This window comes from Chimaeribacter sp. YP20170169, from assembly GCF_056739715.1.
Genome location: NZ_CP176824.1, coordinates 381,500 through 393,577, shown reverse-complemented (window position 1 = coordinate 393,577; position 12,078 = coordinate 381,500). Strand labels below are relative to the sequence as shown.

The following is a 12,078-nucleotide window of genomic DNA, read 5'->3' as shown; positions in this document are numbered from 1 at the left end:
GAGAAGTCGCCATGAGCCTTTCCCGTATTTTGACCGGCCTGATGCTGGCTGTGCTGTTGAGTGGCTGTGGTGCCCTGCACACGACCCCAGAGCCACCGCCGCCGCCAAGTGCCAAGGCGCAGGAGATTACCCGTGCCCAGGCTGGTTCGCTGCAAAAGATGGGAACCATCTCCGTGCAGGAGCGGGGCAGCCCGATGGATGCCGCCCGCGCGCTGCAACAGAAGGCGGACGCCAGTGGCGCCCGTTACTATGTGGTGCTGATGAATGATGAGACGGTCGTGCCCGGCATGTGGTACTCGCAGGCGATTCTCTATCGCTAGGGCGCCGGGAGCACAGGCAACTTACCATGAGGTGTGACAATGAACAGAGTGAACGTTCTTCTTCCGTTGGTTCTGCTGGCTGGCCTCTCAAGCACGGCGGCAATGGCGGCTGACGCCGTCAGCGCCAGCCAGGCCGCACGTCTCCAGCCCGCTGGCAGCGTGCATGTGCAGGGGATCCCCGGTAGCCCGCAGCGTGTGGAGCAGCTGATTGCCGCCAAGGCCGACGCCCAGCACGCCAGCTACTACCGCATCACCTCCATGCAGGAGAGCCAGAGCAAAAGCAGCTGGCGCGCCAGCGCCACCCTCTACCGCTGACAGCATGATGCACACCGGGCGCCTTTGGGCGCCCTTTTTTATGCGCCAGTCGCCCGGTTGAGCAGGTCGGTGCAGAGGCCCTCCGGCAATAGATAATCGCCTCGGTGGTCGAACGCCATCCGGCACCACGCCTCCGCCAGCGGCGGCGCGCCATGACGCAGCAGCTCCGCGCCGCTGCACAGCATGAACAGCTGCTGGGTAATGGCACGGCCACGTGCCTCGACGGGCCGCGCCAGTTGCGGGGCCAGTTGCCGCCAGCTCCGGTCAAACAGCCGGTTCTGGCCGCGCACCTCATGCAGCTCCTGATGCAGCATCTCCACCGCCCCCGGCACTTTTTGCAGCGTGCGCAGCACATCAAGGCACATGATATTGCCAGACCCCTCCCAAATGCTGTTGACCGGCATCTCGCGGAACAGGCGCGGCATTTCGCTCTCCTCGCAGTAGCCGATGCCGCCCAGCACCTCCATCGCCTCGGCGGCGAAGGCACTGCCGTGGTGGCAGATGGCGTATTTGGCGGCGGGCGTCAGCAGGCGGGCGTAGATCTGCGGTTGCGGCAGCTGGCGCTGCTCCCACGCCTGCGCCAACCGGAACAGCAGTGCCGTCTGCCCCTCCAGCCGCAGCGCCAGCCGCGCCAGCACCTGCCGCATCAGCGGCTGCTCTGCCAGCCGTTTGCCGAAGGTCTGCCGTTGCAGCGCGTGGTAGAGGGCCACCGAGAGCGCCCGCCGCATCAGGGCGTGACTGCCCAGCGCGCAGTCGAAGCGGGTGTGGCCGCCCATCGTCAGGATCTGCCGCACCCCCTCGCCCTCCTCGCCTACCAGCCAGCCAAGGGCGTCCTGGAACTCCACCTCGCTGCTGGCGTTGGCGTGGTTGCCGAGTTTCTCCTTCAGCCGCTCCAGCCGGATGGCGTTGCGCGTGCCATCCGGCAGCAGGCGCGGCAGGAAGAAGCAGGAGAGGCCGCCCTCCGCCTGCGCCAGCACCAGGTGGGCGTCGCTCTGCGGCACCGAAAAGAACCACTTGTGGCCCACCAGCTGGTAGCACTCCCCCGGCCCCCGCGCGGCACAGGGGCGCGCCTTGGTGGTGTTGCTCAACACATCAGAGCCGCCCTGCTTTTCTGTCATCCCCATGCCAATCAGCAGGCCGCGCTTCTGGTGGCCCGGCTGGCTGTGGGTGTCATAGCGATCCGAGAGCAGCGCCGGTAGCCAGTCAGCAAAGGGGGCAGGCAGCGCGCGCTGCAACAGTGGGATGGCACCGAAGGTCATGGTCACCGGGCAGAGTGAGCCGGCCTCCACCTGCCCATGCAGGATGAAGCGGGCGGCGCGCGCCACAAAGGAGCCGATGCGCGCCTCCTCCTGCCACGGCAGGTTGTGCACGCGGTTGGCGATCAGCCCCTGCATCAGCAAATGCCAGGCGGGATGGAAACGCACCTCGTCGATCCGCTGCCCACAGGCGTCATAGCGCAGCAGCTCCGGCGGGTTGGCATTAGCCAGCCGACCCAGCTCCAGTGACTCGGCGCTGCCCAGCTGTTGCCCCACCGACGCCAGCAGGTCGGCGTCCCAACCGGCCTGAAAGCGTGCCACCGCCTCGCGCAGCGGCGTGTCAGAGAGAAACAGGTTGCTGTTGGCCAGAGGTTTGGGCTGATTGAATACCGTATGCGTTTGCCAGCTCATGACGTCTCCTCACACAGATGATGAGGGAGTAAGTATGGCGTTTTTGGCGGGTGACGCCGCCGGGGCGATCACAAAGAGGAAAACGCCGGGACGGATGCCCCGGCGGCAGAATCAGGCTTTCTGGCTACGTTGGCGCACGACCTCAAACAGGCAGACGCCGGTGGCCACGGAGACGTTCAGCGACGAGACAGAGCCAGCCATCGGGATGCTGATCAGCTCGTCACAGTGCTCACGCGTCAGGCGACGCATCCCTTCACCTTCGGCACCCATCACCAGCGCCATCGGGCCGGTCAGTTTGCTCTGGTAGACGCTGTGGTCAGCCTCGCCCGCGGTGCCAACGATCCAGACGTTGTGCTCCTGCAACAGGCGCAGGGTGCGCGCCAGGTTGGTGACGCGGATCAGCGGCACCGTCTCGGCCGCGCCGCTGGCCACTTTCTTCGCCGTGGCGTTGAGGGCGGCAGAGCGGTCGCGCGGCACGATCACCGCATGGACGCCAGCGGCGTCGGCGGTACGCAGGCAAGCGCCGAGGTTGTGCGGGTCGGTCACGCCATCCAGCACCAGCAGCAGCGGGCTGGAGACGCTCTCCAGCAGCGCTGGCAGGTCATTCTCTTGGTACTGGCGGCCTTCGCGCACGCGCGCGACGATCCCCTGATGCACCGCGCCCTCGACCTTCTCATCCAGCCACTGGCGGCTGGCGACCTGGATCACGATGCCGGTGGCTTCCAGCTCCTGAATCAGGGGTTGCAGGCGACGGTCTTCACGGCCCTTCAGGATAAACACTTCCAGGAAGCGCTGCGGATCGCGCTCCAGCAGGGCCTTGACGGCATGGATGCCGTAAATAATTTCGCTCATGATGCTCTTTAACGGGTTCAGACGGGCCTTGCGGCCCGTGCGCTATCGGGTTGGCGGGCGATTCTACACCGTCAGGGACGGCGGCAGAATGCCCGCAGCAGGATTAGTTATCGCCCCGGCGCGGGCCACGGCGGGAGCGCGATCCAGAGGTGCTCTTTTTGTCCGACGGGCGGCGGGAGCGACGCGGCTTCTTCTCGCCGGTTTTGCCGCTCTCATCCTTGCGGAAGGCGCTGTCCGGCTCAAAGTTGCCGCGTTTGCTGTTGTCGCGGCGCGGGCGGCTGCGGCCATCGTCACGCTGGGTGCCACGCTTCGCCTTGTCGCGGGCGGTTTTGCCGGCACCACGCGGGCGGCGGGCGCTGGAGACCAGCGCGAAGTCGATTTTGCGCTCGTCCATGTGCACCGCTTCCACGCGGATCTCCACCTCGTCGCCCAGGCGGTAGACCTGGCCGGAGGATTCACCAATCAGGCGCTGGCCGATGTTGTCATAACGGTAGTAGTCGTTGTCCAGCGTCGAGACGTGCACCAACCCGTCGATGAACAGGTCATCCAACCGCACGAAGAAGCCGAAGCCAGTGACGCTGGAGATGATGCCGTCAAACACCGAGCCAACATGATCCTGCATGAAGTCACACTTCAACCAGTCGGCCACGTCACGCGTTGCCTCATCGGCACGGCGCTCGGTCATCGAGCAGTGCTCGCCCAGTTGCAGCATGTCCTCGTAGTCGCTGTGCCAGCCGCCGGTCGGCGTCCAGCGCTCTTTCAGCGTGCCGTGCTGCTTGGCGAGGATATATTTGATCGCGCGGTGCAGCGCCAGATCCGGGTAACGACGGATTGGCGAAGTGAAATGCGCATAGGCGGAGAGCGCCAGACCGAAGTGGCCGCGGTTTTCAGGATCGTAGATCGCCTGTTTCATCGAGCGCAGCAGCATGGTTTGCAGCATCTCGTGATCCGGGCGATCGGCGATGGCGTCCATCACGTCGGCGTAGTCTTTCGGCACCGGCTTCATGCCGCCGCCCATTGACAGGCCCAGCTCGCCCAACACGCTCTTTAGCGCGGAGATGTGGTCGTCGCTCGGGCGATCGTGGTCGCGGAACAGCGCCGGCTCGTTGAACTTCTCAACAAAGCGCGCGGCGGCGATGTTCGCCATGATCATGCACTCTTCAATCAGTTTGTGCGCGTCGTTACGCACCGTCGGCTCCACGCGCTCAATGCGGCGCTCGGCATTGAAGATGAACTTCGCCTCTTCCGTCTCAAAGGCGATGCCGCCGCGGTCGGCGCGCGCGTCGTCCAGCACCTCATACATGTGGTGCAACTCTTCCAGGTTCTTCACCAGCGGCGCGTACTGTTCACGCAGCTCCTGGTTGCCCTCGATGATCTGCCACACCTTGTTGTAAGTCAGGCGGGCGTGGGAGCTCATCACTGCTTCGTAGAACTTGTAGGAGGAGAGACGGCCGGTGGCAGAGATGGTCATCTCACACACCATGCAGAGGCGGTCAACCTGCGGGTTCAGGGAGCAGAGGCCGTTGGAGAGCACCTCTGGCAGCATCGGCACTACCTGGGAGGGGAAGTAGACCGAGTTGCCGCGGTTGCGCGCTTCGTCATCCAGCGCGGTGCCGGGGCGCACGTAGTAGCTGACGTCAGCGATGGCAACCCACAGGCGCCAGCCGCCGCCGCGCTTCTTCTCGCAGTAGACGGCGTCATCAAAGTCACGCGCGTCCTCGCCGTCGATGGTCACCAGCGGCAGGGTGCGCAGATCAATGCGCCCTTTTTTCGCCTCCTCCGGCACCTGCTCGCTCAGGCCAGCAATCTGCTTCTCGACGGCCTCAGGCCAGATGTGCGGGATCTCATGGGTACGCAGCGCGATGTCCACCGCCATGTTGGTGCCCATCTTGTCGCCGAGCACCTCGACGATTTTACCCACGGCCTTGGTGCGGCGCGTCGGGCGCTGGGTCAGCTCGACCACCACCATATAGCCCATGCGCGCCCCGCTCACCTCTTCCGGTGGGATCAGGATGTCAAAGCTCAGGCGGCTATCGTCAGGCACCACAAAACCGGTGCCGGCGTCGGTGAAGTAGCGGCCAACGATCTGGCTGTTCTTCGGCACCACCACGCGCACGATGCGCGCTTCGCGGCGGCCACGGCGGTCAGTGCCGGTCGGCTGTGCCAGCACCACGTCGCCGTGGATGCACATCTTCATCTGCTCGGCGGAGAGGTAGATGTCCTCTTTCTTGCCGCCTTCCAGGCGCAGGAAGCCAAAGCCGTCGCGGTGGCCGATGACGGTGCCCTTCAGCAGGTCAAGGCGCTCCGGCAGTGCGTAACACTGGCGGCGGGTGAAGACCAACTGGCCATCGCGCTCCATGGCGCGCAGGCGGCGGCGCAGCGCTTCGAGCTGCTCTTCGCTGGAGAGTTCCAGCTCATTGGCCAGCTCTTCGCGGCTGGCCGGGGCTTCACGTTTTGCCAGATGCGCGAGGATAAACTCGCGGCTGGGAATGGGGGAGTCATATTTCTCTGCTTCCCGTTCCAAAAATGGATCTTGTGACATTGCGGTTCCTCCGTTGTCATCAGCGGGGTTGTGCTGAAATGTGCTCATTCAACAAGCAACAGTTTGTAGAGCGGCGCATTATCTTTGACCATATCGGCCAGCGTGTATTGATCGAGCTCTTTCAGGAAGTTCTGCACCGCTTGGTTGAGGATCTGTCGCAGGCGACAGGCGGGGCCGATATGACAAGACTCGCTGCCACAGTTCACTAACGCCATTGGCTCAAGGGCGCGTACCACGTCACCGATGCGGATCTGTGTCGCTGGCCTGCCAAGGCGGATGCCGCCCTTCTTACCGCGTACGGCAGTCACAAAGCCTTCCCGGCTTAACTGATTGATTATCTTAACCATATGGTTACGAGAAACACCATAAACAGCAGTCACCTGAGAGATGTTCGTCATCTGATCAGCTGGCAAGGAAGCCATATAGATCAGGGCTCTTAAACCATAATCAGTAAAACTTGTTAACTGCACAACACACCTCTGGGCCAATGGCCCTGCCTGTAGGCACCTGATCTCACAACGCTTAATGTTTACTTCTGTAAGACTACTCTTTGGATGATAAACCAGCCACAAAGAATGCAGCTAATCATTTAAACCCGGAATGGAATGCAACGAGCACGACACGGAAGGAAAAAACAATAAACCGGGCACGATGGCCCGGTTTGGCATTCAGATCACTGAACGATGCGGCAATCAGGCATCAAACGGATCACGCAGGATCATGGTTTCGCTGCGGTCTGGGCCGGTGGAGATAATGTCAACCGGAACATCCGTCAGCTCTTCCACACGCTTGATGTAGTCACGCGCGGCTTGCGGCAGTTTATCAAACTCTTTCACGCCAAAGGTGGACTCACTCCAGCCCGGCATGGATTCGTAAATCGGCTCGATGCCATCCCAGTCTTCGGCGGCCAGCGGCGTGGTTGACACTTCGCGGCCATCCGGCAGACGGTAGGCCACGCAGATTTTAACCTCTTTCAGGCCATCCAGCACGTCCAGTTTTGTCATGCAGAAGCCAGAGAGGGAGTTAATCTGCACCGCGCGGCGTACCGCGACCGCATCCAGCCAGCCAGTACGGCGGCGACGGCCAGTGGTGGCGCCGAACTCGTTGCCCTGTTTGCACAGGAATTCGCCCGTTTCGTCGAACAGTTCGGTCGGGAATGGGCCAGCGCCCACGCGGGTGGAGTAGGCTTTCACGATGCCCAGCACATAGTCCACATAACGCGGGCCAATGCCGGAACCGGTCGCCACGCCACCTGCGGTGGTGTTGGAGGAGGTCACGTACGGGTAGGTGCCGTGGTCGATGTCCAGCAGCGTGCCCTGCGCGCCTTCGAACATGATCAGCTCGCCCTGCTTGCGGGCGTTGTCCAGCAGCTCGGAGACGTCCACTACCATGCCGGTCAGGATGTCGGCAATCGCCATAACATCGTCCAACACTTTCTGATAATCGACGGCTTCTTCTTTGTAGTAGTGCACCAGCTGGAAGTTGTGGTACTCCACAATCTCTTTCAGCTTGGCGGCAAAGTTCTCTTTGTTGAACAGGTCGCCAACGCGCAGGCCGCGACGGGCAACTTTATCTTCGTAAGCTGGGCCGATGCCACGGCCAGTGGTGCCGATTGCTTTGGCGCCGCGGGCTTTTTCACGCGCAACATCCAGCGCGACGTGGTAAGGCAGGATCAGAGGGCAGGCTTCAGAGAGCAGCAGGCGCTCACGCACCGGAATGCCACGGTCTTCCAGCTGTTTCATCTCTTTCATCAGGGCGTCAGGCGCCAGTACAACACCGTTGCCGATGATGCTGGTGACGTTATCACGCAGGATGCCAGAGGGGATTAAGTGGAGGACGGTTTTCTCACCGTTGATAACCAGTGTGTGGCCGGCGTTGTGACCACCCTGGTAGCGCACAACATATTTAGCCCGTTCAGTCAGCAGGTCAACGACCTTGCCTTTGCCTTCGTCACCCCATTGGGTGCCCAGTACGACGACGTTCTTACCCATTTCAAGAATCACCAGGTTGCTTAAAAAAGGATTCTAACATCTCATTCACGGCCTTTCAGTAGTTTTTAGCACACGATTGCCTGAAAAATTTTCGCCAATCAAGCGGCGATCACACCACATATGGGGCAGATCCTGAATATTGTGTCAGCCACCGTTATGGATACGCAACATGTAGTAAATCACACAGCCCGCTACCACGATGCCACCGCCAAAACGGCGCAAAATATTGTCGGGCAGCTGGGTCATGGCGGAGATCATCCGCCGCCAGGCCTTCGGCCACAGCATCGGGCCAAGCCCTTCCAGCACCATCACCAGCCCGACGGCCAGCCAGATTGATGTGTTCATTGTTTTCCTCACCCATAAAAAAGGCCCGCATCAACGGGCCTGAGTCACTGTTGCCGATTTTACGGCTGGATGGTCTTTTCCGGGGACTTCATAAAGCGGAAGAAGTCGCTGTCCGGGCTGAGCACCAGCACGTCATTATTGTTCTGGAAGCTGTTCTCGTAGGCACGCAGGCTACGGATAAAGGCGTAGAAGTCCGGGTCCTGGCTGAACGCGTTGGCGAACAGTTTGGCGGCCTCGGCGTCGCCCTCACCACGGGTGATGCGGCCCTGACGCTCGGCTTCTGCCAGCGTGCGGGTCACCTCATAGTCAGCGGTGGCACGCAGCTTCTCGGCCTCTTCACGCCCCTGTGAACGCAGACGCAGCGCCACGGCGTTACGCTCGGCGCGCATACGCTGGTAGATGGCGTCGGAGACTTCGGTCGGCAGGTTGATCTGCTTGATGCGCACATCAATCACCTGGATGCCCAGTGCCGCCATGCTGTTCGGGTTCACCTGCAGCTGCTGGCCGTTGGTCTCCTGCTCCACGCGCTTCGCCACGGAGGCGATGGCGTCATCGGCCTCGGTGGTGGCCGCATCCTCTTCCGCCGTACCGTTGTTGAGCTGGTCACGCACGTCAGACATCAGCTGGCCGCGGGAGTCGGTGACGATATCCTTCACTTCCAGCCGGCCAATCTCAGAGCGCAGACGGTCGCTGAACTTACGCTTGAGCAGCACCTCGGCTTGGGAGACGTCGCCGCCGCCGGTTGCCAAGTAGTAACGGCTGAAATCGCTGATGCGCCACTTGATGTAGGAGTCAACGATCAGGTCTTTCTTCTCATTGGTGACGAACCGGTCGGCCTGGTTATCCATAGTCTGGATACGGGCGTCGAGGGTTTTCACGGTCTCAATGAACGGGATTTTGAAGTGCAGGCCCGGCTCAAATACCTGCGGCTTGTTCTCATCATCACGCAATACTTTGCCGAATCGCAGCACGATGCCACGCTCGCCTTCCTGAACCACGAACAGGGAGGCATAGAGCGCGACCAGCACCACCACGACGATAAAGATAACTGACTTACGCATTGGTTACTCTCTCCCTACGCGAGTGGTATCGTCACGCTGCGCGTTGGCGCGGCGCTGGTCCATCACATTGTTGTCCACCGGGCGCGGGCTGTTGTCCGCCTGGCCGCTGGTGCCGCCCAGAGGGTTCAGACGGATCAGGCTGTCGTTGCTGTCGTTGCTGGCAGACGTGGATTTGCCGCCGCGCATCAGCTGCTCCAACGGCAGCACCATCAGGTTGTTGCCCTTATCGCTGACCAGCACTTTACGGGTTTCGCTCAGTACCTTCTCCATCGTTTCGATGTAGAGACGCTCGCGGGTGATCTGCGGCGCAGCCTTATACTCCGGCAACAGGCGGGCGAAACGAGCCACCTCACCCTGCGCTTCCAGCACGGTGCGGTCTTTATACGCCTTGGCGTTCTCCAGGATGCGCTGTGCCTGGCCGTTGGCCTGTGGCTGCACCTGGTTAGTGTAGGCTTCTGCCTCACGGATGTACTGCTGCTCGTTCTCACGGGCGGCAATCGCATCATCAAAGGCCGCTTTCACCTCTTCCGGCGGACGTGCTGCCTGGAAGTTGACGTCCAGCAGCGTGATGCCCATCTTGTACGGACGGACGGTCTCTTCCAGCACGCGTTGGGTGTCATTACGCACCACGGTACGCCCTTCGGTCAGGATGCGGTCCATGGTGTATTTACCAATCACGCCGCGCAGGGCGCTGTCGGTGGCCTGACTCAGGCTGTCGTCGGCATTGACCACGCTGAACAGGTAAGCTTCCGGGTCAGTGACGCGGTACTGCACGTTCATCTCTACGCGCACCACGTTCTCATCAGCGGTCAGCATCACGCCAGAGGCCGCCAGCTCGCGCACGGACTCCACGTTCACCGCCCGCACCTTGTCAACGAAGGTCGGTTTCCAGTTCAGGCCCGGCTGGACCAGATGGCTAAACTTGCCGAAGCGGGTTACCACGCCCCGCTCCGCTTCCTTGATGGTGTAGAAGCCGCTGGCTGCCCAAATCACCACCACGGCGGCTGCCGCGATGCCGACCAGCCGGCCGCTTACGCCGCGGCCAGTGCCGCCGCTGCCACTGCCTGTCCCTCTGCCGCCAAAGTTGCCCAGCTTTTTGCTGAGCTTACGGAAGATGTCATCCAGGTCAGGCGGGCCTTGTTCACGACCGCCTTTATTATTTCCGCCAGAGTTGCCGCCATTGTTATTGCTGCTCCCCCACGGATCGCGGTCCTGTCCGTTATTACCGGGCTGATTCCACGCCATGTTTAGCTCCATTCTTTTATGATTGGTGTTCTTCAGGCTTGCCTTACAGGTCCGATTCACACGACAAAGCCGGTGAGCTCCTGCTCTTGCTTACAGAGGCGACGCCACTCAACGATAGGCATCCGCACCGAAAGGCCGATGCTGCCGTCCTCTTCAATCCACTCTTTTTCTATCGCCTGAAGCTGGTAAAAACGGCTGCGCAGACGGCCTGCCTGGGGTGGGAGCCGCACATCAAATTGCGCGATTTCACCGGAAAGACGCTCCGTCAACGCTTGAAACAGCAACGGAATGCCTTCACCAGTCTGGGCAGACAACCACACCCGTATCGGCAAATTCTCCTCGTTGCGATCGATACGCGGCGCGATGTTCTCCAACATATCGACTTTATTCATCACTAACAGCACAGGGATCTCGTTTGCCTCGATCTCTGCCAGAACGGTATTGACCGCCTCAATATTCTCATCCATGCGGATGTCGGCGGCGTCCACCACATGCAGAAGCAGTGACGCCAGTCGCGTCTCTTGCAGGGTAGCCTTGAAGGCCGCCACCAGGTCATGGGGCAGGTGGCGGATAAATCCAACGGTATCCGCTAGCACCGTGTCGCCGACGTCAACGCGCCGCAGCGTGGGGTCCAGCGTGGCGAACAGCTGGTCGGCGGCATAGACCTCAGCCGAGGTCAGGCGGTTGAACAGCGTGGACTTGCCGGCGTTAGTGTAGCCCACCAGCGACACGGTCGGCACCTCGGCGCGATCACGCGCGCGACGGCCCTGCTCACGCTGCTTCTCGACCCGCTCAAGGCGGGAGAGGATCAAACGGATGCGGTCACGCAGCAGCCGGCGGTCGGTTTCGAGCTGGGTTTCACCCGGCCCGCGCAACCCGATGCCGCCCTTCTGCCGCTCCAGGTGCGTCCAGCCGCGCACCAGACGCGTGGCAATGTGGCGCAACTGGGCCAGCTCAACCTGCAACTTACCCTCGTGGGTACGGGCACGCTGGGCGAAAATATCTAAAATAAGTCCAGTACGGTCGATGACACGGCACTCGCACAGGCGCTCCAGGTTTCGTTCCTGGGCGGGGGAGAGCGCGTGATCAAACAAGACGACGGAAGCACCTGTGGCTTTTACGGCGTCCGCAATTTCTTCGGCCTTGCCTTCACCGACAAAGTACTTGGGATGTGGGGCTTTGCGACTGCCCGTGATGACCTGCAAAGATTCAACGCCCGCAGATGAGACGAGTGACTCAAACTCACTCAGATTCTCAATATCTTTATCCTGCGAGAAATAGATATGAACCAGTACGGCCTGCTCACCGGCTTCATAACGGTCAAACAAGCGTGCAACCTCTTAAACGGACTGAAACCGCTAGGGCGGGAACCATAAGCAGCCAGCTGCCCACAGTTCCCGTCATGGTTGACCAGCGATACGCTTTATTCAGCGTCATCGCTTTCCTGCTGCGGCTGTTGCTGCGCAGACGGAGTGTTACCATGATGATAATTGTTGTTCTGGCCGCCACCCGGATTGTTGCTATGGTGCGAGACTGGGCGCGACGGCACAACGGTAGAGATAGCGTGCTTATACACCATCTGGCTGACCGTGTTCTTCAACAGGATGACAAACTGGTCAAAAGACTCAATCTGGCCTTGCAGTTTGATACCATTCACCAAATAAATCGAAACCGGAACACGTTCACGACGCAAAGCGTTCAAGAACGGATCTTGCAAAGATTGCCCCTTAGCCATTCTAT

12 protein-coding genes are annotated in these 12,078 nt (G+C 61.1%); 2 read left to right on the top strand and 10 right to left on the bottom strand.

What is annotated here, in order from left to right:
• Nucleotides 1-11 precede the first annotated feature (11 nt).
• Entirely contained in the window at nucleotides 12-320 is a 309-nt protein-coding gene (bsmA, locus tag ACK3SD_RS01840; RefSeq protein WP_481126579.1) for a biofilm peroxide resistance protein BsmA, read from the top strand.
• A 39-nt stretch (nucleotides 321-359) separates the two neighbouring features.
• The gene (locus ACK3SD_RS01835) at nucleotides 360-635 is read left to right on the top strand and encodes a YdgH/BhsA/McbA family protein (protein WP_481126578.1); all 276 of its coding nucleotides are present in this window, start codon (nucleotides 360-362) and stop codon (nucleotides 633-635) included.
• Between the two features lie 38 nt (nucleotides 636-673).
• Here the strand turns inward: ACK3SD_RS01835 and ACK3SD_RS01830 are convergent, their stop codons facing one another.
• The 10 genes from ACK3SD_RS01830 to hfq form a co-directional block, all read right to left on the bottom strand.
• Nucleotides 674-2,302, bottom strand: coding sequence for an isovaleryl-CoA dehydrogenase (locus ACK3SD_RS01830; RefSeq protein WP_481126577.1), 1,629 nt, complete (start codon nucleotides 2,300-2,302; stop codon nucleotides 674-676).
• 111 nt (nucleotides 2,303-2,413) lie between these two features.
• Complete coding sequence (rlmB, locus tag ACK3SD_RS01825; RefSeq protein WP_137762026.1) at nucleotides 2,414-3,154, bottom strand: 23S rRNA (guanosine(2251)-2'-O)-methyltransferase RlmB; 741 nt, start codon at nucleotides 3,152-3,154, stop codon at nucleotides 2,414-2,416.
• A gap of 103 nt (nucleotides 3,155-3,257) precedes the next feature.
• Nucleotides 3,258-5,696, bottom strand: coding sequence for a ribonuclease R (gene rnr / locus ACK3SD_RS01820; protein WP_481126576.1), 2,439 nt, complete (start codon nucleotides 5,694-5,696; stop codon nucleotides 3,258-3,260).
• 44 nt (nucleotides 5,697-5,740) lie between these two features.
• Nucleotides 5,741-6,166 (bottom strand): nitric oxide-sensing transcriptional repressor NsrR, encoded by a 426-nt coding sequence (nsrR, locus tag ACK3SD_RS01815; protein ID WP_137762024.1) that lies wholly within the window; start codon nucleotides 6,164-6,166, stop codon nucleotides 5,741-5,743.
• A 222-nt stretch (nucleotides 6,167-6,388) separates the two neighbouring features.
• The gene (locus tag ACK3SD_RS01810; protein ID WP_137762023.1) at nucleotides 6,389-7,687 is read right to left on the bottom strand and encodes an adenylosuccinate synthase; all 1,299 of its coding nucleotides are present in this window, start codon (nucleotides 7,685-7,687) and stop codon (nucleotides 6,389-6,391) included.
• Nucleotides 7,688-7,831: 144 nt separating this feature from the next.
• Nucleotides 7,832-8,032, bottom strand: coding sequence for a DUF2065 domain-containing protein (locus tag ACK3SD_RS01805; RefSeq protein ID WP_481126575.1), 201 nt, complete (start codon nucleotides 8,030-8,032; stop codon nucleotides 7,832-7,834).
• A 59-nt stretch (nucleotides 8,033-8,091) separates the two neighbouring features.
• A complete protein-coding gene (gene hflC, locus ACK3SD_RS01800; RefSeq protein WP_481126574.1) occupies nucleotides 8,092-9,093 on the bottom strand; it encodes a protease modulator HflC in 1,002 nt (333 codons plus the stop codon).
• A 3-nt stretch (nucleotides 9,094-9,096) separates the two neighbouring features.
• Nucleotides 9,097-10,338, bottom strand: coding sequence for an FtsH protease activity modulator HflK (hflK, locus tag ACK3SD_RS01795; protein WP_481126573.1), 1,242 nt, complete (start codon nucleotides 10,336-10,338; stop codon nucleotides 9,097-9,099).
• A 56-nt stretch (nucleotides 10,339-10,394) separates the two neighbouring features.
• On the bottom strand, nucleotides 10,395-11,666 hold the full coding sequence (gene hflX / locus ACK3SD_RS01790) for a ribosome rescue GTPase HflX (protein WP_481126572.1): 1,272 nt from the start codon (nucleotides 11,664-11,666) through the stop codon (nucleotides 10,395-10,397).
• A gap of 95 nt (nucleotides 11,667-11,761) precedes the next feature.
• Nucleotides 11,762-12,073: an RNA chaperone Hfq gene (gene hfq, locus ACK3SD_RS01785; RefSeq protein WP_137762018.1), complete on the bottom strand. Its 312-nt coding sequence runs from the start codon at nucleotides 12,071-12,073 to the stop codon at nucleotides 11,762-11,764.
• Nucleotides 12,074-12,078 lie beyond the last annotated feature (5 nt).